The organism is Flaviflexus equikiangi, from assembly GCF_014069875.1.
GTDB classification, from domain to species: Bacteria; Actinomycetota; Actinomycetes; order Actinomycetales; family Actinomycetaceae; genus Flaviflexus; species Flaviflexus equikiangi.
In genome coordinates this window covers 407,266-431,173 of the sequence record NZ_CP059676.1, presented here as the reverse complement: position 1 = coordinate 431,173, position 23,908 = coordinate 407,266, and the positions used below count along the sequence as shown (strand labels likewise).

Below are 23,908 nucleotides of genomic sequence, written 5' to 3'. Positions count from 1 at the left end.
GAGCGAGTTCCTCTCCTGTTCTGTCAGCGCCTTTTGACAGAGTGATTCCATGGAGATTTCACTGCCTTTCGCTCTGCTCATCGTTCTGCTGTTTCTCGCCATCGGCATCGGCCTCGGTTATGTGGTCGGCGTGTCTCGGACGCAGTCTCGTTCGTCCGAGATTCGGCTTGAATTGGCACGTCAGCAGGCCCGCACGGACAGGCTCGAGGAGGAGAACAACGGCCTGATCGAGCGCGCCTCTCGCGATCAGAATCTGCTGCAGGCGCTGTCGCCGATCACCGCGAATCTGACTGCGATGACGTCGAAGGTCAGCCAACTGGAGAAGTCCCAGGCCGCCGCTTCAGCCCAACTCGCCCAGCAGTTGACGGTCAGCCACGAAGCATCGCGGGACCTGTTCGAGGTCACGAACTCGCTGCGCAGCGCCCTCACGTCGACGAGCGCTCGGGGCTCGTGGGGCGAGGCCGAGCTGGAGCGTCTTGTCACCGCGGCGGGAATGCTCCCCCACGTCCACTTCGACACCCAGGCGACGGTGAGGTCGGCCGATGGCGGTCACCAGCGCCCCGACATGCTCGTCTACCTGCCGGGTGATGGGACGATCGCGGTCGATTCGAAGGTCCCCCTGTCGGCGTATATGGCGGCAGTTGAGATATCACCGGACGATCCGTCTCTGCGTGCACGCCGCGACCAGTTGCTGAACGAGCACGCGAAGGCCGTCCGTTCTCACGTGCTCGCGCTGGCGAAGCGCAACTACCCGGCACAGTTCGCCCACTCCCCCAACCTGACGATCATGTTCATGCCGACCGAGTCCCTGTTGTCCGAAGCCGTGAGGTCGAACCCTGGCCTGTTGGACGAGGCGGCGCGTCTCGGCATCGCCATCACGTCCCCGTCATCTCTTCTCGCCCTGCTGCGTGCCGTCTCGGCCACCTGGTCGTCCTCGCGGGTGACGGAGGAGGCAAGCGAAGTGCTTGCGCTGGGCAAGGATCTGGTTCAGCGGCTTGGCGATCTCAGCAAGCATCTGGCAACTCTGGGTTCGCGGCTGTCGGGGTCGGTGACGGCCTACAACAAGGCGATCGGCACGCTCGAGAATCGACTTCTCGTCACTGCCCGGGGCTTCGAGTCCCTCTCAGGAGACAATTTAGAGGTTGCGGAGCTGCCCAGTGAATCCACACAGGTCCGCGTGATCTCTCGCAGCGAGCTGACCGATTAGCGGTCACGCCTCGGGCGGGGCGTGCGGGGCACGTCGACGATGTGGCCGGCGGATTTGAGGTCACCTCGCAGATTCTTCGGGAGGGAGAACGCGATGTTCTCCGTTGCGGTCCGGATGGTTTCGACGTCGGTGTAGCCGCGTTCGGCAAGGACCCGGAGAACGTCCCTGACGAGGATCTCCGGGACCGAGGCGCCGGAGGTGAGTCCGATGGTCTGGGCGTCTTCAATCCACGCGGGATCGATTTCGTCCGCCTTGTCGACACGATAGGCGGCTCCCGCACCGTATTCGAGAGCCACTTCGACGAGCCTGACCGAGTTCGACGAGTTTCCTGAGCCGACGACGATGACGACATCGCATCGGGGCCCGAGCGTCTTGACCGCGGCCTGCCGATTCTGGGTCGCGTAGCAGATGTCATCGGATGGGGGGTCTTGAAGATTGGGGAAGCGTTCACGGAGCAGATGGACGGTCTCCATCGTCTCGTCGACGGATAGCGTGGTCTGAGAGAGCCAGATGAGACGGTCAGGGTCACGAACCTCGAGTTTGGCCACATCCTCGGGGCCGTTGACGACCTGGATGTGGTTCGGAGCTTCACCCTGCGTGCCCTCAACCTCTTCGTGGCCCTCATGCCCGATGAGGAGGATGTCGTAGTCGGCGGCCGCGAAACGCACCGCCTCTTTGTGGACTTTTGTCACGAGCGGACATGTCGCATCGATCGTCGCCAGATTTCTCGCGGCCGCCTGGGCATGGACGGCGGGTGATACTCCGTGTGCGGAGAACACGACTCGAGCGCCTTCGGGAACCTCGTCTGTTTCGTTGACGAAGACCGCGCCGCGAGCGCTGAGCGTCTCGACGACGAACTTGTTGTGGACGATCTCTTTCCGGACGTAGACCGGCGCGCCGTACAGGTCGAGGGCCTTCTCGACAGCATCGACGGCACGATCCACGCCGGCGCAATAGCCGCGGGGTGCCGCCAGGAGAACCTTCTTGCCGTCCGCGGTCGGTGTCGACGGAACGTCGCCGGGGAAGGCTGAGATGCCGGCGAGAGAGATCGGTGTCGTTGGCGTGTCCACACCCACAAGGGTACGCGAGCCTTCACCATTGGGCTATGACCCGCCCCAAATGCGACGATGAACAGCGCTGGCCCCGTGGTATAGGACCTATTTTGAATTTTGTACATTTTTGCGTGGGAAACTACAGTCCATGAGCTCGCAGGTGACCATTCCTCCGGATCTGCCACAGCTTGCCGCTGAGACGACTGCGGACAGGCCGTGGCCGTTGAGCCTGCTTTCGAAGAAGATCTCCGAGTACGTCAATCGCATGTCGCCCCTCTGGGTTGAGGGGGAGGTCCTGCAATACACTCCGCGCGCGTCGTCTCGTGTCCAGTTCTTCACCCTTCGAGACCTCGACGAACAGGTATCGATCAACTGCAAGGCGTGGACGAACGTTGTCCCGCAGGAGCTGGCCGAGGGATCGCGGGTTGTCCTGCGGGTGAAGCCGGACTATTGGACCGGGAACGGCTCCCTGTCCCTTCAGGTTGCGGAGGTGAGATTCGCTGGCGTCGGTGACCTCCTGGCACGTCTCGAGCTTCTGCGGAAGAAGCTGGCCGATGAGGGGCTGTTCTCGCCGAGCCGTAAACTTCCACTTCCGTTCCTGCCCCGCAGGATCGGTCTCATCTGCGGCTCGAATGCGAAGGCGAAGGACGATGTGATCGTCAATGCGCGGGCACGATGGCCCGAGGTCGACTTCGAGATCCGGGAAGTGAAAGTGCAGGGACCGTTGAGTCCTGGGCAGGTCATGGATGCTCTCGCTGAGCTTGACGCGATGGCGGAGGTCGATGTCATTGTCATCGCCCGCGGCGGCGGATCCGTCGAGGACCTTCTTCCGTTCTCGGACGAGGCTCTGGTGCGCGCAGTGGTCGCCGCGACGACTCCGGTTGTCACGGCGATCGGCCACGAGGGTGATCGTCCGATCGTGGACGATGCAGCGGACTATCGTGCCTCGACCCCGACCGACGCGGCAAAGCGGATCGTTCCCGATGTGTCCGAGGAGAAGCGAATCCTTCAGGAGGGTCTCAAGCGCGGGCGTCTCGCAGTCGACCGTCGCCTCACGCTCGCCCAAAGCGATCTGGACACGATTCGCACGCGACCGGTGATCGCGAACCCCGATACATTGGTGACTGCCCGTGAGGACGACCTTGGTCGCATGGCTGCACGCCTGTCCGAGCTCGTCGAACGAGGAGTGGTCGATGCTGAGAACGCTCTCGATGCTCTGCGCCGGCAGCTCCGATCCCTTTCTCCCCAATCAATTCTTGATCGCGGTTATGCGGTCCTGCGCACCCCCGGTACGGTGGTGCGCTCACCAGACGACGTCACGGTCGGTGACTCCATTGAGGCGCTACTCGCTTCAGGCCGACTCGAACTTCACGTGATAGCAGCAAGGAGCGGCGATGAGTAAGAAGAATATCAACGACGATGTGGTCGAACTCAGCTACGAGGAAGCACGCCAACAGCTCATCGAGATCGTTGCACGTCTCGAGCAGGGAACGGGCTCTCTTGAGGAATCCATTTCCGCATGGGAACGCGGTGAGGCTCTCGCGAAGCGATGCCAGCAGTGGCTGGATGGTGCGCGGATTAGGTTGCAGGCTGCCCAGCTCAAGCCTGTGACAGAAGAGGACACGGAACAATGACTTGTCTCGTTATCGGCGAAGCTCTCGTCGATATTTTCGATACCGACAATGGCCCGGTCGAGCTACCCGGCGGGTCAACGTTCAATGTGGCCCGCGGTCTCGGCCTTCTCGGCCGCCGGGTTCATTTCGTCTCCGACCTCGGCAGCGGCAGCCGGGCGGATCTTTTGGAGACTACCCTGTGCGGATCCGGTGCGAAGCTATGGCCGGGGTCGACGAGCCAGTCGCCGACATCGACCGCGCAGGCCACGATCGGTCCCGACGGTTCAGCCACGTACGAGTTCGAACTCCACTTCAACCCTCCCCTGCCGCCCGCACCCGGCTCCCCTGAGGCGGCTGCCCTGGCCGCCTTGGCGCCCCAGGCCCTTCATACGGGATCCCTCGCCGTTCATCTCGCCCCCGCCGCGATCCGCGCCTGGATCGACGCGCTCTCGGATACTGCAACGATCACGTACGACCCGAATTTCAGGGAAGGGATCGGCCCTCACGACGAGATCGTCGCACGGACGGAAGAGTTCATCTCCCTATCTGACGTTGTCAAGGCGTCACGGGACGACATCGATGCCATGTATCCGGGTGTTCCCGAAGATGAGGTCATCGCGGCTTGGCTGCGCATGGGCCCTCAGCTTGTCGCCCTGACCGGGGGTCAGGATGGGGCGATCCTCGCGACAGAGAACGTCGTCGTCCGGTCCCGCACACCGAAAGTGACCGTGGTCGACACGGTGGGTGCCGGAGATTCGTTCATGTCAGCCCTGATCGACGCCCTCGGCCGGACGAGCGCACTCGGCGACGACTCGAAGGAGTCGCGCCGGATGCTGTCTGAACGCCAGCTGCGTTCGATCGCGGGCTATGCGAATGCTGGCGGCGCGGTTGCAGTCTCCCGCCGTGGAGCGGTTCCGCCCACCCGCGATGAGCTGCTCAACTTCGTCTCGTCGTTCTCGGTCGTCGAGTCATGATCGTGGCGCTGTGCGCCTTCGAGGTCCGTTACTTGCCGTGGCGGCGGTCCCTGATCTCGTAGGCGCGCAGTGCACGCAGGAAGTCTGTTCGGCGGAAGTCGGGCCAGTACGCTTCACAGAAGTAGTACTCGGAGTGGACTGTCTGCCACGGCATGAAGCCGGACAGTCGCTGCTCACCGGACGTCCGGATGACAAGGTCCGGGTCTGGTTGTCCCCTCGTGTAGAGATGTGCTTCGATCTCCTCGTCTGAGACGCATTGCGCGATCTCGATCGGATCGAGCCCTTCGGCGGCCTTGTGGCGAATGAACTCGCGCACGGCTTCGGTGATTTCGGATCTGCCGCTGTACCCCACGGCAACGTTGACGAGGGGCCCGTCGCAGTCCTGCGTGAACTCGATCGCCCTGACGAGCCGGTCGCGGTGTTCGTCGTCAAGGACCTTGAGGTCTCCGACGTGATGGAGGCGCCAATGTCCGACGTGGGCCAGCTGTTCGACGGTGGAGACGATGATGTCCACGAGGTCTTTGATCTCTGCCTCATCGCGAGACATGTTTTCTGTCGACAGCAGCCAGAGGGTCACGAGCTCGATACCGGCCTCGTCGCACCACGTGAGGAACTCGCTGATCTTGTCCGCACCCTTGCGGTGTCCGTGGGCCGGCGATGCTCCGATCGTCTTCGCCCACCGGCGGTTGCCGTCCAGAATGACACCCACATGCCGGGGCAGACGGCTCCGCTCCAAGGATCTCGAGACGCGGTTCTCGTAGAGCTGGTAGACAACGTTCCTGATTGACAAGACGGGGTGCTCCCTTCGGAAACTACTCAATAGATTACCGCTCAAATTTGCGAGTAGGCTTCAACTATGACGCCGGTTCACGATCAGGGCGCGCAATTGCGCGAAAAAGCCAACAGGATTGGATACAAGGAGCAACGGAAACGGTCGGGCAAGCCCGCTGGACGCGGGGTGCTTCATCTCGTCGCCACACCGCTCGCGGTTGCTTTCTGCATCTATCTCATCATCGAGTCGGAGACAACGGCTGAGATTGTCGGCGCTGTCGTCTTCCTCGCGGCCTCCCTCCTGCTGTTCGGTTTCTCCGCTCTCTACCATTTGGGGAACTGGTCCCCCAGGGTGCTGTCGATTATGCGGAAGATCGACCATGCGAACATTTTTGTGCTGATCGCGGGAACCTATACACCGATCACGCTGTCCCTCCTCGAGGGGCGATCCCTCGTGATCTGCTTGAGCATCGTCTGGGGCGGTGCGATCGTCGGCTCCGCCATGCACATGTCGTGGGTGGACTTCCCGCGGTGGCTCTACGTATCGCTCTACGTCGCCGTCGGCTGGGTCGCCATCTGGTATCTGCCCGATATTTGGCGCGCGGGCACGCCCGCGATCGTGCTGCTCATCATCGCGGGCGGCGTGATCTATACGATCGGGGCGGTCTTCTACGCCACGAAGTGGCCGAATCCGTGGCCGAAGCACTTCGGTTTCCACGAGTTCTTCCACCTGTGCACAGTGTTGGCTTATGCCTGCCACGCTGTGGCGATCGCCCTCGCCTACAGCTCCCAGTAGCCCACATCGGGCCCTTCGCGTATGCTCTCCCCAACCGATGATGGGAGAGCACCGTGACATGGACGACACCGCCTCATAGCGCCCTGCGGGCAGGTTCAGACTTCGATCTCTCTGCCCTTGATCGTTCAAGCACCCCGGGTTTCACCGGTGCGAAGGCCGAAGGCGTCAGCCTCATGAAGGAACGCGGCGAGCTTCTCAGCGATCTGCAGGAGCGCCTCTCGCCTCTTCGCGTCCGCCAAGCACGGCAGCAACCGATCCGTCCTGCTTGTGATCCAGGGCCTCGATACGGCCGGCAAGGGCGGGATCGTCCGCCATGTCATGGGAATGGTCGATCCACAGGGCGTCTCCCTCGCCTATTTCGGCGTTCCCACCGAGGAGGAGCTCTCGCACCACTATCTGTGGCGAGTGGAGAAGAAGCTGCCCCAGCCCGGCAAGATTGGTGTCTTCGATCGTTCCCACTATGAGGACGTGCTCGTTGCCCGCGTGGATGAGCTTGTGGAGGAAGAGGTCTGGCGAGGACGCTATGACGAGATCAACCGGTTCGAGCGGGACATTGTCGACTCCGGCACCACGATCATCAAGGTTGCTCTCATGTGTTCGAAAGAGGAGCAGGCTGGCCGGATTCTCGAGCGCATCGAACGCCCAGACAAGAGGTGGAAGCACAGCCCCGGAGATCTGGAGACACGATCGAAGTGGGATGCTTTCCAGGCGGCCTACCAGGATGTGTTCCGGCTGACGTCAACGGATCACGCCCCCTGGTTTGTGATTCCCGCGGACAAGAAATGGTTTGCCAGGCTCGCGGTGACAGAGCTCCTCACCCAAGCCCTGATCGACATCGACCCCCAATGGCCCACACCGCGCTGGCATGTCGACGTGCAACGCCGCAAGCTCCTCGCAACCGTCGACCCGGACCATGCGGAAGAACTCCTCGCGGCCGTCAGCAAACAGCTGGAGGATGCGCAAGCGGAACTCGGGGACTTCCTGGCCCGCAAGGAGAGCGCGGACGCGTCGCTCGCCGGTGTCACCTCACCCGGAAAGAAAAAGAAGAAGACAAAGAAGAAGTCCGCGAAGTCGAAGAAGAGCGGCAAGAAGAAGAGCGGGAAGAAAAAGCGCGAGAAGACGTGAGTGGGTGGCGGGAAGCCCGCCGCCACCAGGTCAGTCGGAAGACTCAGCCCCGACCGTGGACTCCGATGTTGAGAGCTCCGATGTCACGGTCTTTGGGGCCTTCGAGGCTGCTGTCGTCTTCGCCGCCCTCGCGGCGTCCGCCTTCTGCTGCTCGATCGTGACGGCGTGCTTGATCTTTCTCAGGTGGCGGTTCATTGACCACATGAGGAACGCGAGCGCGATCCCGATCGCGAAGAAACCCAGAAGGAAGCCTTCGATGCCGGGGGTTGCCTCCCACGGTTCCGTTGGAATGTCTCCTGGCGTTGTCGTGAAAAACATCAGTCCTCGATCCGTGCAAAAAGGTCAGTCTCAATATCGTCAGGGTAACCGACCTCCGAGTGGGCGAGCTCGAACTCTTCCCACGGCCACACACGTGCCTCGATGTCGCGCGGCACTGCCATGAAGAATCCGTCGGGGTCGATCTGGGTGGCGTGGGCGAGGAGCGCCCGATCCCGGTTCGGGAAGAAGTCACTGACCTCGATACGAGCATCGACCCGGCGTGCGGGAGCCTTCCCGCGGTGCTCGATCCATTCGACGAAGGGGGACTCGAGCCCCTCGGCGAGCAGTGCCTCATGGATTGTCGTGACCCGTGCGGGCGTGAACGACACATCGTAGTAGACTTTCGACACGGTCCACGGTTCACCAGCATCGACATACTGGCTCGGGTCCGCCGCGGCCTTCACTGCCGCCATGGCTGCGTCGTGGACACGAATATGGTCAGGATGTGGGTACCCGCCATGCTCGTTGTAGCAGGTGAGAACCTGCGGTTTGAATGCTCGGATCTCGGCCACGAGCTTGGCGACGGGCTCCTCGAGCGGCACGTCCGCGAAGGAACCTTCAGGCAGGGGCGGCAGCGGGTCGCCCTCGGGCAGGCCCGAGTCGATGAAGCCGAGCCACGAGTGCTCGATCCCGAGCGCTTTCGCGGCTTCCGCCATTTCACCCCGCCGCACCTCGTGCATGTTCTCTTCGATGTCGGAGCGTCCGACGAGGCGGGGGTTGAGGATAGAGCCGCGTTCTCCACCGGTGCACGTCACGACCTTGACCCTGCCGATCGTGGCGTAATACGCCATGGTCGCCGCACCCTTCGACGACTCGTCGTCAGGGTGTGCGTGGATGGCCATGAGGCGGGGTTCACTAGGCACTGCGTCTCGTCCCTTCAGAAATTATGTTCTCCGACGATAATACTGAGACAATCAATATCACCTGTACCTTCTCCTCGAAAGGCGTAAGCCGTGAGTATGGCAGACCTCCCACCCGAGTTGCATGACCGCTACGGTCTCGATCGCAACCCCGCGAAGAAGATCGGCTATCTCCTCACCGTCGCGGCCGCCCTGATCGCAGCCCTGATCCTCGCCTCGCAGCTGATCGGCCGCGATCCCACGATCCAGCTCATCAACACCGGGCACAAGCCGCTGTCGAACTCGGAGGTTCTCATCACCTACACCGTGCATGGGAAGGCCGGCGTCGAGCTGGAGTGCTCGGCGACCGCCGTCAACGACAACTTCGCGGAAGTCGGAGCGAAACGGTGGACGTGGGTGATGGAGGAGGATTCGGTGAGCCGCGAGCTGACCCTCTCGACCTCTGAACGGGCCGCCTCCGGCTCGATCGAGTACTGCGTGCCTGTGTCCTAGTCATTCTCGCGCACGCTCTGTTACCATCGTCTCTTAGGCATGCCGCGTCATAGCGGCATCTTTTTTATCCACAAGGAGACCACTATGACTGAACCGCAGACCACGTGGCTGTCGCAGGAAAGCTTCGACCGCCTCTCCGCGGAGTTGCACGACCTCGAGACGCGCGGTCGCGAAGAAGTTGCTGAACGTATCGAAGCGGCACGTTCTGAAGGCGACCTCCGCGAGAACGGCGGATATCAGGCGGCCCGCGAAGAGCAGTCGAAGATGGAGGGGCGCATTGTCGAGCTCACCCTTCTCCTGCGCAACGCAGAGGTTGGCGAAGGCGATGTCGACACGTCGAAGGTCGGCCCGGGCGTCGTCGTGACCGCCGAGATCAACGGCCAGGAGCAGAAGTTCCTTCTCGGCTCCCGCCAGGCGGCGGCGGATCTCAGCATCAACGTGTACCCGGAGGCTGCGCCTCTCGGCGCCGCGATCATGGGTGCAACGGTCGGGGATGAGCGCTCGTACAAGGCTCCCAACGGCAAGGACATCACGATCAAGATCCTGGAGCTGGAAGCGCTCCGCTAAAGAGCAGTGAATGGGTGGGGCGTGCCGTCAGGTGTGCCCCACCTTCTCGTTTCGGCACGAGCAACGAGAGGAGCCGCATGGCAACCGATATTCTGGTGTTCTTCGTTCCCGCTGATGACACCGAGGACGTGATCGAGGCTGTCTGCGCGGCAGGGGCGGGAAAGATCGGCGACTATGACGAGTGCGCCTTCGTGTCCCCCGGCATCGGCCAGTTTCGTCCCCTCTCCGGTGCCGATCCGACGATCGGATCCGTGGGCGAACTCGAGAAGGTTGAGGAGAACCGGGTCGAGATCACGTTCCCGCGCGAGATCAAAGCTGACGTCATCCGCGCCTTGAAAGCCGCCCACCCCTATGAGGAGCCAGGCTTCCACATCATTCGCAACGATGCTTGACGATATAGGCCTCGAGCACTGCCTGCCCTGACTCAGCGTCCGGCACGGAGACAGCGAACATTCGTCCGGAGAGGCGGATGATGGCGAGTCCCGGCCCGCGCCGGGTAATGATCGCGGAGCCGCCAGGCCGCAGCCGCCAACCCCAGCCGCCCCATTCGATCGGCACGAGCTCTTCCACTCGGGAATCGGCAATGTCCTCGAGTGGGAGACGGGCGAGCGGAACTCCGCGTGACGTGACCCGTACCCCGCGCTCGTCAATGCTGACCCGATAGGTGGAGATGAGGGCGACTGGGACGCTGAGGAGGACGATGAGGCCTCCAACGATCGCAGGCACCACTCCCTCGCTGAGGCTCAGGATGACGAGGCCGAGCGCGACGACGATCATCATCGCCCACACGGCAAGGAAAAGACGCGACGTCACGGACCGCTGCCACGGTTCGGGAGCGGCTGACGACATTGGCGTTATCCGCGTGGTCTGGACGGTCAGACGGGAAACAGGGTAGAGGACTGCTGGGATGAAACCCCACCCGATACTTGCGATAAGAACGACGATCCATGCATCGAGCCGCGCGGTGGCCGGATCCCCCGAGGCACGGGTCAGGAGTACCGGCACGAACCAGAGGGACGTCATCAGCCCCTGCACCATGCCAGCCCCCGCAGCCCACCAGCGCGCACCTTCCCCGCCGCGAAGGCACGCAGCCTGTCCGACAAGCATGGCACCGATGAGGAGAGCACCGATGATGGTCGTGTACGACGTGGTCGTTGTGAACCCGTCAGGGGTTCCGCTTCCCTCCCAGTGCGTGGGCAGGACCGGGGGCAGGGTGTCCTGCCACACCAGCCAGCCGATGAGGAGGGCGGATGGCAGGATGAGGAAGCTTGCCCCGCACAGGGCCCGCCGGGTTTTGCCGGTCACGATTCCCTAAGCATGGTCCTGGGCGTCGTTCTCGCTCTCGTCGATGCCGGGGTCCTTCGAGCGGCTGTTGGCCTGTGCCCGTTCCGCTCTGATCGCGAACTTCTCGTCGCTTGACCGCACGTACTCGTCGAGCGCCTCGGGCGGTCCGCCGGGACGGTTCGGATCGAAGTTCAATTCGGGGTACATGTCGCGTCCCACGAGATAGTTGACGACGACATTGACGGCCGCGACGAGGGGCACCGCGAACAGGGCACCGAAGATGCCGGCGACGATGCTGCCTGCCGCGACGGCGACGACCACGACGACGGGATGGAGGGACAGCTTGTTGCCCTGGAGGTAGGGCTGGAGGACGTTGCCCTCGATCTGCTGGACAGCGAGAACGCCGATGAGCATGAAGATGGCGTCCGCGACACCCTGATCGACGAGGGCGACAAGCGTCGCGATCGCGCCGGTGACGAAGGCACCGACGATCGGAACGAAAGAACCGACGAAGACGAGGACACCGATCGGGAACCAGAGGGAGACGCCGAGAACCGCGGCGACTCCCGCAATGCCGACGGCGTCGATGGCCGCGACCTGGATCTGGGTGCGGGTGTAGGCACCGAGCGTGTACCAGGCTCGGATACCGGCTTCGTTGACGTCGTCACGGGCCGCTGCCGGGAACATGCGGACGATGAAGAACCACATCTTCCTCCCGTCTTTGAGGAAGAAGAACATGGTGAAGAGGGCAAGGATCAGGCCGGTGAAGAAGGACACGAGGGAGCCCGTCGCGCTGAGGACACCGCCCGCGATACTTCCCGCGTTGGAGGACAGCTGGCCCTGCAGCTCGTTGAGGTAGACCTCAAGCTGGTCGGTGCCGATGCCGAGCGGGCTGTCCGACAACCATTCGAGGAGCTGGTCGAAGCCATCCGCCGCCTTGACGGAAAGGTCGGAGAAGCCGCTGAAGATCGATGCTCCCGCGCCACCGACGAGTCCGCCGACGAGAAGGAGGAAGGACACGAGGGTAACCGCGGCGGCCAGCGTTCTCGGCATGCGCACCTTCGAGCGGAAGAAACGCAGGATCGGCTCAGTCAGGACGGTCAGGAGCATGGCGATGAGGATCGCGAGCAGGATGGTGCTGAAGAACGTCATGAACCGCATGATGAAGAAGGCGGCGATGCCGATGAGGAGTATGCGCCACGACCAGCTCGCAGCGGTGCGGAGCGCCCACGGCACGGCCGAGTCCGTGTGTTCGCCGCTCTGCTCTCGTTCGCGCTGGCGCGCCTGGTAGGCGCTGTCGGTCCTCTGCACCGGGCCCTGTGCTAACCGCTTGCGACGGTCGAGAGCGCGCTGCTTGATGGTGCGCCTCTCATCATCCATTGACAGTGGCATGTTGTCCTCTCGATCGTCCTGCCCTTCAGTGTAAAGCGCGATGCTCGAATCTACACGGCGAGCCGAAGGACGGGAAATTCCTTTCCTAGCGAGAAGCCTTGAGTATGCCGGTGGCGAGGTGGACAATTCAGGCATGGGTTTTCTTCATTTCACTACACCGTCCGTGACGGCCGAAACCGCTCTCTCCGGTCGCGACACTCCCGTTCTTCCCAACCCGCGTCCGCACACTGTGCTCGGGACGAGGATTGATGCACAGCCTGCGGAGGGCCACGAGGAGACTTATCTCGCGCTCGGCTGCTATTGGGGTGCAGAGAAGATCTTCTGGGAGCTCGGGGCCGAGACCACGGCCGTCGGCTTCATGGGCGGCTACACGAAGAACCCGACATACATGGAGGTGTGCACCGGACTCACCGGACATACCGAAACCGTGCGCGTTGTCTTCGATCCGGCCACTGTGAGCTATGCCGAGATCCTCCAGGCGTTCTTCGAATCCCACGATCCGACGACGCTCAACCGTCAGGGCAACGATCGGGGCACCCAGTATCGGTCCGCGATCTTCGCGACGACGGCGGAACAGTTTGAGACGGCGAAACGGGTCCGTGACCTCTATCAGGATGTCCTCGACACGGCAGGCAAGGGCACGATCGTCACTGAGATCCACGAACCTGGCAGCGTCTTCTACTTTGCGGAAGATGATCACCAGCAGTACCTGGACAAGAATCCGTCCGGCTACAACTGTCATTCCCGGACGGGACTCCCCTGCCCCATCGCCCGGTGACGATCTCCCCGTGTGGGACACTAGTCGAGTAATTTCTTCTTCATGAAAGGTGCCTCCATGGCAGTCGAACTACCTTCAGCATCCGGTTCTTTCGGTGACGAGCCCGTCCTCGAGTTCCCCACCGAGCAGGCCCCGGCCGGTCTTCACGTCGTCGTCCTCGAAGAGGGCACGGGCCCGATCGTCAACGCCGGTCGTGAGATCGAGGTGAACTACCACGGCCAGATCTGGAACGGCGGGCTCTTCGACTCGTCCTACAAGCGCGGCAGCACGACAAGCTTCCCGATCGGTGTCGGCACCGTGATCGCCGGATGGGATGAATCCCTCGTCGGCAAGACGGTCGGTTCCCGCGTTCTCGTGTCGATCCCGCCCGAGAAGGGCTACGGCTCGCGCGGCGTTCCCCAGGCCGGCATCGGCGGCACCGACACCCTCGTCTTCGTCGTCGATATCGTCGGCGTGAAGTAGCGAGTGGAATAATCACGACGCGGAGGGGGCCCGGTTCGAATGAACCGGGCCCCCTCTCTGCGCACCGTCGTCGACGGTGGTGCGGTTAGTCCTGGTTGAGGATCGCGATCAGGCGCAGCACCTCGAGGTAGATCCAGAGGATCGTCATGACGATGCCGACCGCCGCAGTCCATGCGAACGAGCGCGGGGCGCGGTTTGCGACAGCGATCTTGGCGACCTCGAAGTCGTTGATCAGCATGTAGGAGGCGACGACGATCATGACGACGCCGAGGATGACGCCGAGGGGGATGCCCATGACTTCAGCGGAGCGCATTCCCCACGGTGCGTCGATGACTCCGGTCCAGGACAGGAGGAGGTTTGCGAGGGAGAAGACGATTCCGGCGATCATGATGGTCAAGACGACCTTCATGCCCTTCGGGGTGGTGCGGACCAGGCCTGACGTGTGCAGGAACCAGCACACGGCCACAACGGAAGCTGTTGCGAGAACGGCCTGGATGGCGATGCCCTCGTACATGATTTCGAGAACGCCGGTCAGGGTACCGAGGGAGATGCCCTGCAGTGCCGAGTAGCCGATGGTGAGGCCGGGGCCGAGCTGACGCTTGAACGCCATGACCATGCCGACGCCGAACGCTGCGAGGGAGCTGATGACAGCCACGCCGAGCGCGGTCGACATGGCGGCCGAGTCGCCGTTCTCCGGAACGAAGAGCATCCAGGAGAGGATGGCCGTGATGATGGTGACACCGAGAAGGATCCCGGTCTTCATCATGATGTCTTCATACGTCAGTGCCGGTTCGCCGTTCGCCGCGCGATCCTGCCCGCCGAAGACTGTCGGCTCCTGATCGTAGCTGTACCGCGGCTGGTTAGGCTGTGCGTAGCCCTGCTGCGCGTACCCCTGCTGTGGGTAACCTTGCGGGGCCTGCTGCGTGTAGCCCTGCGGGGGCTGCTGTCCTTCGCCCGGCTGGTAGCCCGGCATGGCCGGGTATCCCGCGGGCGTGCGCTGCTCCGTGAAATACGGGTTGCGCGACATAATCGGATTGCTCATTGTGCAATTCCTCCAAGATCTCGTTTGACACTAACTGCAGTCTATACAACGGGCTTGGCCCTGCCCAGATCAGTCGTCGCATTTCCCGCTGGGACGAACCCACGAACTCAGGCAACGTCAAGCTTGGGAGTGACCGGGGGCACAGCAGGCGGGGAAATGCCTGCTCTTCTCGGTCAAACCCCGCCATCGCCCCACTGCGAGCCGATATACTGTCTCGCGGCGGCACGGACGTGCCGTGCTCTCCACTCGCGATGGCCGGGACTCGACGGCCGTGAACAGAAAGAAACGTGATGCTGAAACGCCTGTCTGCGGCGACGGCCTGCCTGCTGATCCTCGGAGCCTGCTCAAGCGAGAGCGACCCCACGATATCCGTCGTCGACACGTGGGTGAAAGCATCCGATGAGCATATGACGAGCGCTTTCGGCACCCTCTCCTACGATGGCGACGAACCGGTCGTCATCGTCTCCGTCACGTCTCCCGCGGCCGAAAGGGTCGAGCTTCACGAGACCGTCATGGGTACGGACGGCGAGATGTCGATGCAGGAGATCTCGGGCGGCTTCACGATCGAGGCCGGGGGCGATCTCGTGCTCGAGCCGGGCGGCAATCACCTCATGCTCATGGGCGTGACCGAGCCGATCGAGGCGGGCGACGAGATCGAGTTCACGGCCACCCTCGACGACGGGGACACGTTCGAGTTCTCTGCCATCGCGAAGGACTACGATGGCGCGAACGAAAGCTACCACGACTCAGACGAATGACACCGCAGCGGCCGGAACCGGCGGGCCTGACTCGGCGAGGGCTCTTTCTCGGCGGCGCGGCAGGCCTCGGGGCCGCTGCAGCGGTCGGAATCGATCGTGCACTGTCGCCCCCCGCTGGGGAGGCTGAGCACGGTTCGGCAGTGGAACCGTTCTACGGAACGCACCAGTCCGGGATTGCGACGCGGCCGCAGGCTTTCGCCTCGTTCTACTCCTTCGACCTGCTCCCGGACGTCGACCGTGACGGGCTGCGCAAGCTCATGGTGATCTTGACGGATGACGCGGCCAGGCTCACGCAGGGGCGTCCCGCCCTCGCTGATTCTGAGCCGGAGCTTGCCCTTATTCCGGCCAGGTTGACGATCACGTTCGGCTTCGGGCCGGGTTTCGTCCGCCGGGCTGACGCTGATGCTGTCCCGGCCTGGCTGGCGCCCCTTCCCGCGTTCACGATCGATGATCTCGATCCGGCATGGAACGACGGCGATCTTCTCATCCAGGTTGCCGCCGATGATCCTGTCACCGTCTCGCATGCCGCCCGCATGCTCCTCAAGGACACGAGAAGCTTCGCAACGCTTCGGTGGCTGCAGACGGGTTTTCGCAGGGCGGCGGGATCAAAGCCTGCGAATGCGACGATGAGGAACCTGTTCGGCCAGCTCGATGGCACTGTCAACCCGGAACCGGGCACGGCCGAGTTCGATTCGGTTGTGTGGTCTGATGAGGGCTGGTTGAGGGGCGGCACATCTCTCGTTCTTCGCCGCATCCGCATGGACCTTGAGACGTGGGATCAGCTCGATCGTCCGGGCCGGGAGCAGTCGATCGGCCGCACGCAGGACACGGGCGCACCTTTGACGGGCGGGGAAGAGCACGACGAACCCGACTTCGAGGCTGTCAACGCGGTCGGCTTCCCCATCATCGCCGACTATGCCCATATTCGCCGGGCCCGGTCCGACAATCCGGAGGAGAAGATCTTCCGCAGGCCCTACAACTATGATGACGCCCCGCCGAGCAGCACGGTGTCGAATGCGGGTCAGATCTTCGCCTCGTTCCAGGCCAGGGTTGACCGCCAGTACATTCCGCTTCAGAAGCGCCTCGACGAACTCGATCTGTTGAACGAATGGACTGTGCCGATCGGTTCCGCCGTGTTCGCGATCCCGCCCGGCTGCTCAGAGGGTGGATTCATCGGAGATACTCTCCTGGCCTAGCCCTGGGTAGGCTTCATCTCCTCCGTATCGGTGTCGTCGCTGAACGGATGGTCGGAGTTGATGGCGGATCTGGCGATGATGATGGAGGCGATCGAGGCCGTCATGAGCTGCAGGATGATGGCCACGATTCCTTTCACAATGTTGCCGGGTTCGAAGTTGACGAGGAGAACTCCGATGGTGACGAGGACGATACCAACCCCGGAGGCTGTGGCAACGGCTGACATGCGGCCGTACACGTCGCGGTAGCGGAAGATGCCGATGCCGGCCGTGAGGAAGACGAGAGCTCCGAGGAGGGCGATGAGCTGTCCGACGAGGTCCACTACCTGTCACCTCCGGTGAGAACGCGGGCGAGTGCGACCGCGGAGAGGAATGCGACAAGCGTCGCGACGACGATGAGGTCAAAGGTGCCGATCCGTGCGATGCGGGTGCCGATGATGGCAAGCATGCCGACGACGCTGAAGGTGAGGAGGTCGGCCGCGACGACACGGTCTGCGGGGGTCGGGCCGGTCTTGATGCGGATGACGGAGAGGACGGCGCTGAGTACGCACGCCGTGAGCGCAATGTTAAGAATCATTCCGGCCTCCGATCCGATAGGCCCTCGCGAGGCGCCGGTTCATGTCGAGGAGAGAGTCGCGGGCCTCGTCCGAGCTCGCGTGATGGAGGGAATGGACGAGAAGCGTCGTCCCTTCAGTGTCATCTCCCGTGACCCCGAGGGCCACGGTCCCGGGGGTCAGGGTGATGAGGATTGAGAGGGTTGTCGCGTGGTAGCTGCTGACGTCGCCGAGCGGCAGTCGGACGATTCTCGGCGTGGCCTGATAGCCGGGAACGAGGATGTCGAGAAGGACAGTGCCGGAGCTCTTGACGAACACGGCAATGAACCACGCGGCGAAGGCAATCATCCGAAAAGGCAATGTCGCAATCATCGGGTCAACACCTCCACGTAGGCAGTCGTGTCGACCAGGCCGCCGGCCGCTGTGATCGCAAGCTCCATCAACACCTGGGAGCCGAGACCCAGCATGAGCGTGACACCGGCGAGAACGAGTGCGGGAGCGGCGAGACGCAGGCTTGTCCGCTTGTATTGATCCACCGCGACTCCACCATCGCCGACGGGTTCGGCGGGCTCCTCCCGAGTGAACGAGGGTGCGACGACGACGTTGAAGATCTTCAGCATCGACAGGAGCGTGATGAGGGAGACGATCAGCGCGACGATGATCGCGCCGTACTCTCCCTTGTCGGCCGCGGCCGTGAGGAGGGTGAGCTTCGCGAAGAACCCGGAGAAGGGCGGCAGTCCCGCGAGGGAGAGCGCCGCGAAGCAGAACGCTGACGCGATGAGGGGATCCGCGCCGATCCTGCCCTTGAGCTCGCTGAGCCGATCAGTACCGAACCTTTCCTCGAGGGCACCGACGGAGAGGAAGAGGGAGGCTTTGACGATCATGTGGTGAAGGAGGTAGAAGATTCCGGCTGCCAGGCCGAGCGGGGTGAAGAGTGCAACCCCGAGAAGGATGTATCCGATCTGGCTGACCATGTGGAACGCGAGGATGGAGCGCATGCGCTCCTCGCCGACGGCGCCGAGAACGCCGACGAGCATCGTTGCACTGAAGAGGACCACGCCGATCCACAGGTAGCGTTGATCCCCCTCGAAGACCACGGCATAGATCCGGTAGATGGCGTAGATGGCGACCTTCGTGTGGAGAGCGGAGAAGAGCGCCGTGATCGCGGGTGATGTCGAGGGATAGGACCGTGCCAGCCATCCGTGGACGGGGACGACCGCCGCCTTCATCCCCAGCGCGGCGAGACAGATCGCGACAGCTGCGGCGACCTGGGGTGACTCTGCGGCGCTGCCCGCCAACTCTCCCATGTTGACCGTACCCGCCGTGCCGTAGACGAAGCCGACGCCGACGAGAAACAGGGTGGACACGAAGAGGTTGAACGTGATGTAGATGCGCGAGCCCGTCACAGACCGTGCGGTGCCCTCCCCCCGTGAGGACAGGACGAGGAGCCCGTAGGAGGGGATGAGCATGACTTCGATGAAGACGAAGAGATTGAAAAGGTCTCCGGTCAGGAGGGCGCCGTTCACGCCCGCCAGGAGCGTGAGGATGAGGGCGGGGAATAGGCGATGGCGGCCGGTGCCCGCGATGAGAGCGAAGACGACGCTGACGAGGATCAGTCCCCCGGCAACCAGCATCATGAGAGCCGAGAAAGCGTCGAGGACGAACGGGATCGATATCCCGGCGGGCCAATCCCCCACCTGGTGGGCGAAGACGGAGCCGTCAGCGGTCGCGGCAACGAGATATGCCGCGGCGGCAGTGTTCACGGTGAGGACGATCAGGAGCAGACGCCTCATGAGCGTCACTTGAGATGCCGCGAGCGCGGCGATGCCGGCGCCGAGAAGGGGAACGGCTGGGAAGAGTGTCAGGGCGGACTCGATCATCGGACCTCCCCGTCGATCGCGCCGTAGGGCACGGCCTCTGTCTCGATGGCACTGTCAGACTCTTCATCGTCTCCCGTGACCGCGAGGACAACCATGTACATGGTGACGGCGAAGGAGATGACGATGGCGGTGAGGACGAAGGCCTGCGGAAGCGGGTCTGCCGTTGTCGCAAGATTCGGGTTGCTGACGAGCGGCTCATCGCGCCTGTCCGTCCCTCCCGAGGTGAAGATGGCGAGATGGACGCCGTGGGAGAGGAACATGAAACCGATGATGACCTTGAACCGGTCACGCTGCAGCAGAAGGTAGGTCGCGCCCGCGATGAGGACTCCGACGGTCAGGGCCACGATCATGATGTCCTCGCTTCAGTCGGGGTGGGGGCGTCTGCCGGGATGGGCTGCGGCATGCCGAGTCTGTTGATCGCTGCGAGGATCACGCCGAGAACGGCGAAGTAGACGCCGAGGTCAAAGATGAGTGCTGTCGTGACATGGATTCCTGCGATGTCGAGGTGCAGCGGGCGGAGGAACGATCCCTCAGCGAAACCGAGGAAGCCTGTCACCACGGCGACGATGATGCCGATGCCTGCGATGCCGAGGTAGGAGCGGTCGAGGGACGCGACACGGTTCGTCGGTGCGGCGTGGTAGACGGTGGCCAAGCCTGCCGCCCCGATGAGGGCGGCGATGAAGCCACCTCCGGGTGCTCCGTGGCCGCGCACGAGCGCATAGAGCGAGATGACGATCATGACCGGGATGAGGAACCTGCCCGAGTCTCTCAGAATGATGACGTTGCGGACCGGGTCCTGGAGGATTGTGGGGGCCACCGGGACGTGCCGTGTCCGGGAGAGCCTGCGAGCATCGAGCAGTGCCGTGAGAGAGACGGCAGTGATCGAGAGGACCACGAGCTCACCGAGAGTGTCGAGGGCTCGGAAGTCGACGAGAATCGTATTGACGACGTTCGTTCCACCCGTGAGCTCCTCCGCCTCGGAGAGGAAGAAGGCACCGGCATCCGACAGATCCCTGTGGCCCGAGAACGTGAGCGTGGCCAGCGTGGCAGTCACGCCCGCGAGGAGTGCGATGGGTACCGTCACAGATTTCCGCACTCGGGTTCCCTTGTCGAACATGCGGGGCATGCGGTTGAGGACGAGAACCAGGACGACGACGGTCAGCACCTCGACGAGAAGCTGGGTGAGAGCAACATCGGACGCACCGAGCACGAAGAACCATAGGACGGCGGCGAAGCCGACGACGGCGAGCATGATGAGGGCCGTGAGACGAGACCGTGCCCGTACGACAACGACAGTGCCGATGACGACCATGGCCAGCAGCAGAGCATCGACATAGTCGAAGCCCATGACGTGCTCCGGCATGCCCCGCCACAAAGATGGCAGTGCGAACGCCGCCGCTGCGACAAGGCCGATGGGCACCGCGAGATTCGCGGCCGGGGAATCGTGCCGCGTCAGGTTCCCCACCCGATGCCCCGAGGAGATGATGCCGTCAAGGGTTGCCTGCACGATCCCTGTCGCGGTGAGAGTCCCCGGCACGTTGTCTTCGACTGCATGGGAGCTCTTCAGATAGAAGAGCGCAAGGGCTGTGCCAGCGACGAGTGCGGCAACGGATCCGAGCAGGGGGATGGTGAACCCGTGCCACAGGTAGAGCGTCGGCAGATCCGCCACGGGACTACCGGAGGACACGGCCGCCGCTGGCCTCACGAGACCGGTGAGTCCCGCGACGCCGACTCCGAGAACCAGCCCGGCAATCCCGGTGACAGCAACGGAGCCTGACATGACGGCGCTGTCGCGCCAGGGTGCGACCTCTGCGCGCGGGCCGACCATGATCGGGACGAGCAGGCGCACACTGTAGGCGACTGTGAGGGCGGCACCGCCGACGATGGTGACGGTCAAGCCGATCGCGAGGCTTGACCCTGAGGACGCGAAGGTGTCGATGACGAGTTCTTTCGTCACGAAGCCGAGGAGGGGCGGCACTCCCGCCATCGATGCCACCGCCAGGACGATAGCTGGCGACAGCCACGGCATCCCCCGCCACAGTCCGCGAAGCTCTCGCACATCCCGAGTACCGGTGCGGCGTTCGATGACGCCGACGGCCATGAACCCCGAGGCTTTGAACAGGGCGTGGGCGATGACGTGGGCGCTGGCTGCCATCATCGCAAGCGGCGTGCCGATGCCGATGACTGCGACGAGCAGGCCCAGCTGGCTGACGGTCGAGTACGCGAAGATCTGCTTGATGTCTTTGCTTCGGATCGCGAAGACAGCCCCCATGATGTTCGTGACGAGACCGACGGGGATCAGGATGACATGCCAGAGGGTCGTCTCGGCCAGGACAGGGGCGAAGAGCATGAGGAGGAAGATGCCGGCCTTGACCATCGCGGCGGCGTGCAGGTAGGCGCTGACCGGGGCGGGAGCGACCATCGCGTCCGGCAGCCACGAGTGGAACGGGAACTGGGCCGATTTCGTCATGGCGGCAACCGCGACGAGAACGGTCACGACACTGGTGATGACGGGGTCGTCTCGCCACACATCATCCGCCAGGATCGCGCTGAGCTGGGTTGTGCCCGTCGTGGCGATCATGAGGACGACGGCACCGAGAAGCGCCTGCCCGCCGCCCGCGGTGATGAAGAGCGTGCGGGTCGCTGGTTTTCTCGCGTTCTGTCCCGACCGGAGGATGAGAAGGAAGGAACAGATCGTGGTCAGCTCCCAGGCGATGAAGAGCACGACAATGTCGTCCGCGAGGACGAGCGTCAGCATGGCGGCCGCGAAGGCCGACATCATCATGTAGAAACCGGTCGATGCTCGAGCCCGGAGATAGCTCGTGGAGTAGATGAGGACGATGGCGCCGACGACGAGGACCACGGTGGCGAACAGGAACGACAGCCCGTCCATTCGCAGCCGCAGGGCAATATCGAGTGCGGGCACCCACGGCAGCTCCTCGAAGACCACACCTCCATCGCGCGCTCCCACAAGGATGGCGTAGGAGGCGAGCAGTCCGAGGCCGAGAGACCATCCGACATACCTGCCGGCCAGCCGGACGAGGAGCGGGGTCAGAAGAACGAGGGCCCAGGCAAGCGTGACGGCTGCGACGAGAGGCATGCTCTACGTCCCGAGATGAGCGAGAGGCAGGGCAGGAAGGCAGGGCGGCGAGATTGACATTCGGGTACTCCTCAAAGTGGACCTATGTCGACCAGGCTTCCCGACTCACCATTACTGGGTGCAAACTTAGCAGGTTTTTTTCGGCGGATGGAGCCTCACGCCGTCGGCGAACAGAGATATTGTGATCGTGGCCGCCGTGGTACCCCCGGTGGGACTCGAACCCACACTGCATCGATTTTAAGTCGACTGCCTCTGCCGATTGGGCTACGGGGGCCCAGGACTATTATGCCCACTCCCCTCCCGTTTCCTGAATCGAGTCTCTGCTTCAGGCAAAGAGATCTAGACTAAAGGCACTCGTATCTCGTCTTCATTCGCTTTCTGAAATGGACATCCATTGAACAACGTCAAAAATCCGGTTGCGTGGTACAAAGAGAAACTGCATTCGGAAACCTTCGCGGGAGGCATGCTCCTCCTCGGTGCCGCTATCGCACTCTTCTGGGCGAACTCTCCATGGCGGGACGCGTACGCGTCACTGTCGAATACGGTGATCGGCCCCGAAGCCCTGCACCTCGATCTGACGATCGGGACGTGGGCTGCGGACGGGCTCCTCGCGATCTTCTTCTTCGTCGTCGGCCTCGAACTGAAGACCGAGTTCGTCACGGGCAGCCTGCGCGACATCAAGCAGGCCCTGGTCCCCATGCTTGCCGCGGTGTGCGGCATGGTAGGCCCCATCCTCGTCTACGTCGCGGTCGTCGCAGCCTCCGGTACCGGAGTCTACGACGGTTGGGCGATCCCCGTCGCGACAGATATCGCCTTCGCGCTCGCCGTCCTCGGCCTGTTCGGGAAGGGCCTGCCGCTCGCGGCACGCACCTTCCTCCTCACCCTCGCCGTCGTCGATGATCTGCTCGGCATCACCGTCATCGCCATCTTCTTCACGGACGAGATCTCGTTCCTCTGGCTCGGAGCATCCTTCGCACTGATCGCCGTCTTCGCGGTTCTCGTCAACAAGCGAATCACCCACTGGTGGATCCTGTGGCCGATCGCGCTGATCGCCTGGACGGCTATGCACGAGGCGGGTGTCCACGCCACGATCGCGGGCGTTCTCATGGGACTGTCCGTCCCTGCTCTCACCCGGGGCGTCGAGAAGAAGCCCCTGACCGAGGTTCTCGGCGGCCGGTTCGAGTTCTGGTCAGCCGGAATCGTCCTCCCCATCTTCGCGTTCTTCGCGGCAGGGGTGAACGTCATCGACAGCGGTGGTTTCGGTGCGATGCTGACGAACCCTGTCGCGATCGCCATCTATCTCGCCCTGCCGTTCGGAAAGTTCCTCGGAATCTGGGGCGGCACTGCCCTGCTGACATCAGTGTTCAGGCTCCGCCTCGGCAAAGGCCTGCACCTTGCCGATATTGCGGCAGTGTCTCTCGTCGCGGGAGTCGGATTCACCGTCTCCCTCCTGATCGCATCCCTGTCGTTCGCACCCGACGATCCCTACTCGGGCTACGCCCGGGTGGCCGTGATCCTCGGCTCCGTCCTCGCATCCGTCCTCGGTGCGATCGCCCTGCGCCTGAGGGCCCGCACGAGGCACGCGGAGGCCGGGGAGGGCGATGCGACGGCGGACGATGTTCGTCTCGATGGTCGTCCCAATATCGACGAACAGGGCGCGGACGATCGAGCCTAGCGACGTGTGATCGCC

The 23,908-nt window shown here is 63.3% G+C and carries 27 protein-coding genes and 1 tRNA gene; 14 read left to right on the top strand and 14 right to left on the bottom strand.

Going from position 1 to position 23,908, the window contains the following annotated elements; translation table 11 throughout:
* The first annotated feature begins 49 nt into the window (after positions 1 to 49).
* Positions 50 to 1,207 carry a DNA recombination protein RmuC gene (locus tag H2O75_RS02030; protein ID WP_182172957.1) on the top strand — a complete coding sequence of 386 codons (1,158 nt, stop codon included), beginning with the start codon at positions 50 to 52 and terminating at the stop codon, positions 1,205 to 1,207.
* Here the strand turns inward: H2O75_RS02030 and H2O75_RS02025 are convergent.
* Positions 1,204 to 2,241 carry a 4-hydroxy-3-methylbut-2-enyl diphosphate reductase gene (locus H2O75_RS02025; RefSeq protein ID WP_182174835.1) on the bottom strand — a complete coding sequence of 346 codons (1,038 nt, stop codon included), beginning with the start codon at positions 2,239 to 2,241 and terminating at the stop codon, positions 1,204 to 1,206. The two genes, H2O75_RS02030 and H2O75_RS02025, sit on opposite strands and share 4 nt — an antisense overlap.
* Positions 2,242 to 2,419: 178 nt before the next feature.
* Here H2O75_RS02025 and xseA point away from each other — a divergent pair, with 178 nt between their 5' ends.
* From xseA to H2O75_RS02010, 3 genes are read left to right on the top strand one after another with little or no spacing between them, the layout of a single operon-like run.
* The gene (xseA, locus tag H2O75_RS02020; RefSeq protein WP_259365283.1) at positions 2,420 to 3,661 is read left to right on the top strand and encodes an exodeoxyribonuclease VII large subunit; all 1,242 of its coding nucleotides are present in this window, start codon (positions 2,420 to 2,422) and stop codon (positions 3,659 to 3,661) included.
* Complete coding sequence (locus H2O75_RS02015) at positions 3,654 to 3,893, top strand: exodeoxyribonuclease VII small subunit (RefSeq protein WP_182172951.1); 240 nt, start codon at positions 3,654 to 3,656, stop codon at positions 3,891 to 3,893. The genes xseA and H2O75_RS02015 overlap by 8 nt, the downstream gene beginning before the upstream one ends.
* On the top strand, positions 3,890 to 4,846 hold the full coding sequence (locus H2O75_RS02010) for a PfkB family carbohydrate kinase (RefSeq protein WP_182172948.1): 957 nt from the start codon (positions 3,890 to 3,892) through the stop codon (positions 4,844 to 4,846). Before H2O75_RS02015 ends, H2O75_RS02010 begins: the two co-directional genes overlap by 4 nt.
* Positions 4,847 to 4,874: 28 nt before the next feature.
* On the opposite strand, the gene H2O75_RS02005 is transcribed toward H2O75_RS02010, so the two are convergent.
* Entirely contained in the window at positions 4,875 to 5,636 is a 762-nt protein-coding gene (locus tag H2O75_RS02005; protein WP_182172945.1) for an isoprenyl transferase, read from the bottom strand.
* A 66-nt stretch (positions 5,637 to 5,702) separates the two neighbouring features.
* Here H2O75_RS02005 and trhA point away from each other — a divergent pair, with 66 nt between their 5' ends.
* Together trhA and H2O75_RS01995 are read left to right on the top strand one after the other, a co-directional pair.
* The gene (gene trhA / locus H2O75_RS02000) at positions 5,703 to 6,413 is read left to right on the top strand and encodes a PAQR family membrane homeostasis protein TrhA (protein ID WP_182172942.1); all 711 of its coding nucleotides are present in this window, start codon (positions 5,703 to 5,705) and stop codon (positions 6,411 to 6,413) included.
* A 267-nt stretch (positions 6,414 to 6,680) separates the two neighbouring features.
* On the top strand, positions 6,681 to 7,538 hold the full coding sequence (locus H2O75_RS01995) for a PPK2 family polyphosphate kinase (protein ID WP_374971576.1): 858 nt from the start codon (positions 6,681 to 6,683) through the stop codon (positions 7,536 to 7,538).
* A 30-nt stretch (positions 7,539 to 7,568) separates the two neighbouring features.
* On the opposite strand, the gene H2O75_RS01990 is transcribed toward H2O75_RS01995, so the two are convergent.
* Positions 7,569 to 7,856, bottom strand: coding sequence for a hypothetical protein (locus H2O75_RS01990; protein ID WP_182172939.1), 288 nt, complete (start codon positions 7,854 to 7,856; stop codon positions 7,569 to 7,571).
* Positions 7,856 to 8,719 (bottom strand): mycothiol conjugate amidase Mca, encoded by an 864-nt coding sequence (gene mca, locus H2O75_RS01985; protein WP_259365282.1) that lies wholly within the window; start codon positions 8,717 to 8,719, stop codon positions 7,856 to 7,858. Before mca ends, H2O75_RS01990 begins: the two co-directional genes overlap by 1 nt.
* 96 nt (positions 8,720 to 8,815) lie before the next feature.
* On the opposite strand from mca, the gene H2O75_RS01980 reads away from it, so the two are divergent.
* The 3 genes from H2O75_RS01980 to H2O75_RS01970 all read left to right on the top strand — a co-directional run bounded on the left by H2O75_RS01980 (position 8,816) and on the right by H2O75_RS01970 (position 10,167).
* Positions 8,816 to 9,208 (top strand): DUF4307 domain-containing protein, encoded by a 393-nt coding sequence (locus H2O75_RS01980; protein ID WP_240161631.1) that lies wholly within the window; start codon positions 8,816 to 8,818, stop codon positions 9,206 to 9,208.
* An 84-nt stretch (positions 9,209 to 9,292) separates the two neighbouring features.
* Positions 9,293 to 9,775, top strand: coding sequence for a transcription elongation factor GreA (greA, locus tag H2O75_RS01975; protein WP_182172933.1), 483 nt, complete (start codon positions 9,293 to 9,295; stop codon positions 9,773 to 9,775).
* Positions 9,776 to 9,852: 77 nt separating this feature from the next.
* Positions 9,853 to 10,167: a YqfO family protein gene (locus H2O75_RS01970; protein ID WP_182172930.1), complete on the top strand. Its 315-nt coding sequence runs from the start codon at positions 9,853 to 9,855 to the stop codon at positions 10,165 to 10,167.
* On the opposite strand, the gene H2O75_RS01965 is transcribed toward H2O75_RS01970, so the two are convergent.
* Both H2O75_RS01965 and H2O75_RS01960 read right to left on the bottom strand, forming a co-directional pair.
* Positions 10,148 to 11,080, bottom strand: coding sequence for a hypothetical protein (locus tag H2O75_RS01965; protein WP_182172927.1), 933 nt, complete (start codon positions 11,078 to 11,080; stop codon positions 10,148 to 10,150). The genes H2O75_RS01970 and H2O75_RS01965 overlap by 20 nt on opposite strands.
* 6 nt (positions 11,081 to 11,086) lie before the next feature.
* Complete coding sequence (locus H2O75_RS01960; protein ID WP_182172924.1) at positions 11,087 to 12,451, bottom strand: AI-2E family transporter; 1,365 nt, start codon at positions 12,449 to 12,451, stop codon at positions 11,087 to 11,089.
* A gap of 133 nt (positions 12,452 to 12,584) precedes the next feature.
* Here H2O75_RS01960 and msrA point away from each other — a divergent pair, with 133 nt between their 5' ends.
* Together msrA and H2O75_RS01950 are read left to right on the top strand one after the other, a co-directional pair.
* Entirely contained in the window at positions 12,585 to 13,229 is a 645-nt protein-coding gene (gene msrA, locus H2O75_RS01955; protein ID WP_182172921.1) for a peptide-methionine (S)-S-oxide reductase MsrA, read from the top strand.
* Positions 13,230 to 13,286: 57 nt separating this feature from the next.
* Positions 13,287 to 13,691 (top strand): FKBP-type peptidyl-prolyl cis-trans isomerase, encoded by a 405-nt coding sequence (locus tag H2O75_RS01950; protein WP_182172918.1) that lies wholly within the window; start codon positions 13,287 to 13,289, stop codon positions 13,689 to 13,691.
* A gap of 85 nt (positions 13,692 to 13,776) precedes the next feature.
* Here H2O75_RS01950 and H2O75_RS01945 read toward each other — a convergent pair whose 3' ends face one another.
* A complete protein-coding gene (locus H2O75_RS01945) occupies positions 13,777 to 14,733 on the bottom strand; it encodes a Bax inhibitor-1/YccA family protein (protein WP_182172915.1) in 957 nt (318 codons plus the stop codon).
* Positions 14,734 to 15,023: 290 nt separating this feature from the next.
* Here H2O75_RS01945 and H2O75_RS01940 point away from each other — a divergent pair, with 290 nt between their 5' ends.
* Both H2O75_RS01940 and H2O75_RS01935 read left to right on the top strand, forming a co-directional pair.
* Positions 15,024 to 15,491 (top strand): copper chaperone PCu(A)C, encoded by a 468-nt coding sequence (locus H2O75_RS01940; RefSeq protein WP_182172912.1) that lies wholly within the window; start codon positions 15,024 to 15,026, stop codon positions 15,489 to 15,491.
* On the top strand, positions 15,488 to 16,687 hold the full coding sequence (locus H2O75_RS01935) for a Dyp-type peroxidase (RefSeq protein ID WP_182172909.1): 1,200 nt from the start codon (positions 15,488 to 15,490) through the stop codon (positions 16,685 to 16,687). Before H2O75_RS01940 ends, H2O75_RS01935 begins: the two co-directional genes overlap by 4 nt.
* Here H2O75_RS01935 and H2O75_RS01930 read toward each other — a convergent pair.
* From H2O75_RS01930 to H2O75_RS01900, 7 genes are all read right to left on the bottom strand, one after another.
* Positions 16,684 to 17,007, bottom strand: a complete 324-nt coding sequence (locus H2O75_RS01930) for a cation:proton antiporter (protein WP_182172906.1) — start codon at positions 17,005 to 17,007, stop codon at positions 16,684 to 16,686. The genes H2O75_RS01935 and H2O75_RS01930 overlap by 4 nt on opposite strands.
* Positions 17,007 to 17,261 carry an MrpF/PhaF family protein gene (locus tag H2O75_RS01925; protein WP_182172903.1) on the bottom strand — a complete coding sequence of 85 codons (255 nt, stop codon included), beginning with the start codon at positions 17,259 to 17,261 and terminating at the stop codon, positions 17,007 to 17,009. Before H2O75_RS01925 ends, H2O75_RS01930 begins: the two co-directional genes overlap by 1 nt.
* Complete coding sequence (locus H2O75_RS01920) at positions 17,251 to 17,610, bottom strand: Na+/H+ antiporter subunit E (protein WP_259365281.1); 360 nt, start codon at positions 17,608 to 17,610, stop codon at positions 17,251 to 17,253. Before H2O75_RS01920 ends, H2O75_RS01925 begins: the two co-directional genes overlap by 11 nt.
* Positions 17,607 to 19,118, bottom strand: coding sequence for a monovalent cation/H+ antiporter subunit D family protein (locus tag H2O75_RS01915; protein WP_182172897.1), 1,512 nt, complete (start codon positions 19,116 to 19,118; stop codon positions 17,607 to 17,609). Before H2O75_RS01915 ends, H2O75_RS01920 begins: the two co-directional genes overlap by 4 nt.
* Entirely contained in the window at positions 19,115 to 19,468 is a 354-nt protein-coding gene (locus H2O75_RS01910; protein ID WP_182172894.1) for a sodium:proton antiporter, read from the bottom strand. The genes H2O75_RS01915 and H2O75_RS01910 overlap by 4 nt, the downstream gene beginning before the upstream one ends.
* The gene (gene mbhE / locus H2O75_RS01905; protein ID WP_182172891.1) at positions 19,465 to 22,218 is read right to left on the bottom strand and encodes a hydrogen gas-evolving membrane-bound hydrogenase subunit E; all 2,754 of its coding nucleotides are present in this window, start codon (positions 22,216 to 22,218) and stop codon (positions 19,465 to 19,467) included. Before mbhE ends, H2O75_RS01910 begins: the two co-directional genes overlap by 4 nt.
* 197 nt (positions 22,219 to 22,415) lie before the next feature.
* A tRNA-Leu gene (locus H2O75_RS01900) sits at positions 22,416 to 22,492 on the bottom strand.
* A gap of 120 nt (positions 22,493 to 22,612) precedes the next feature.
* Here H2O75_RS01900 and nhaA point away from each other — a divergent pair.
* Positions 22,613 to 23,893 (top strand): Na+/H+ antiporter NhaA, encoded by a 1,281-nt coding sequence (gene nhaA, locus H2O75_RS01895; RefSeq protein ID WP_259365280.1) that lies wholly within the window; start codon positions 22,613 to 22,615, stop codon positions 23,891 to 23,893.
* The last annotated feature ends 15 nt before the right edge of the window (positions 23,894 to 23,908 follow it).

Coding starts and splice junctions, on each gene's coding strand:
- H2O75_RS02030 (WP_182172957.1), top strand. CDS start 50: ATGGAGATTTCACTGCCTTTCGCTCTGCTCATCGTTCTGCTGTTTCTC.
- H2O75_RS02015 (WP_182172951.1), top strand. CDS start 3,654: ATGAGTAAGAAGAATATCAACGACGATGTGGTCGAACTCAGCTACGAG.
- H2O75_RS02010 (WP_182172948.1), top strand. CDS start 3,890: ATGACTTGTCTCGTTATCGGCGAAGCTCTCGTCGATATTTTCGATACC.
- trhA (WP_182172942.1), top strand. CDS start 5,703: ATGACGCCGGTTCACGATCAGGGCGCGCAATTGCGCGAAAAAGCCAAC.
- H2O75_RS01990 (WP_182172939.1), bottom strand. CDS start 7,856: ATGTTTTTCACGACAACGCCAGGAGACATTCCAACGGAACCGTGGGAG.
- H2O75_RS01980 (WP_240161631.1), top strand. CDS start 8,816: ATGGCAGACCTCCCACCCGAGTTGCATGACCGCTACGGTCTCGATCGC.
- greA (WP_182172933.1), top strand. CDS start 9,293: ATGACTGAACCGCAGACCACGTGGCTGTCGCAGGAAAGCTTCGACCGC.
- H2O75_RS01970 (WP_182172930.1), top strand. CDS start 9,853: ATGGCAACCGATATTCTGGTGTTCTTCGTTCCCGCTGATGACACCGAG.
- H2O75_RS01960 (WP_182172924.1), bottom strand. CDS start 12,451: ATGCCACTGTCAATGGATGATGAGAGGCGCACCATCAAGCAGCGCGCT.
- msrA (WP_182172921.1), top strand. CDS start 12,585: ATGGGTTTTCTTCATTTCACTACACCGTCCGTGACGGCCGAAACCGCT.
- H2O75_RS01950 (WP_182172918.1), top strand. CDS start 13,287: ATGGCAGTCGAACTACCTTCAGCATCCGGTTCTTTCGGTGACGAGCCC.
- H2O75_RS01945 (WP_182172915.1), bottom strand. CDS start 14,733: ATGAGCAATCCGATTATGTCGCGCAACCCGTATTTCACGGAGCAGCGC.
- H2O75_RS01940 (WP_182172912.1), top strand. CDS start 15,024: ATGCTGAAACGCCTGTCTGCGGCGACGGCCTGCCTGCTGATCCTCGGA.
- H2O75_RS01935 (WP_182172909.1), top strand. CDS start 15,488: ATGACACCGCAGCGGCCGGAACCGGCGGGCCTGACTCGGCGAGGGCTC.
- H2O75_RS01925 (WP_182172903.1), bottom strand. CDS start 17,261: ATGATTCTTAACATTGCGCTCACGGCGTGCGTACTCAGCGCCGTCCTC.
- H2O75_RS01920 (WP_259365281.1), bottom strand. CDS start 17,610: ATGATTGCGACATTGCCTTTTCGGATGATTGCCTTCGCCGCGTGGTTC.
- H2O75_RS01915 (WP_182172897.1), bottom strand. CDS start 19,118: ATGATCGAGTCCGCCCTGACACTCTTCCCAGCCGTTCCCCTTCTCGGC.
- H2O75_RS01910 (WP_182172894.1), bottom strand. CDS start 19,468: ATGATCGTGGCCCTGACCGTCGGAGTCCTCATCGCGGGCGCGACCTAC.
- mbhE (WP_182172891.1), bottom strand. CDS start 22,218: ATGCCTCTCGTCGCAGCCGTCACGCTTGCCTGGGCCCTCGTTCTTCTG.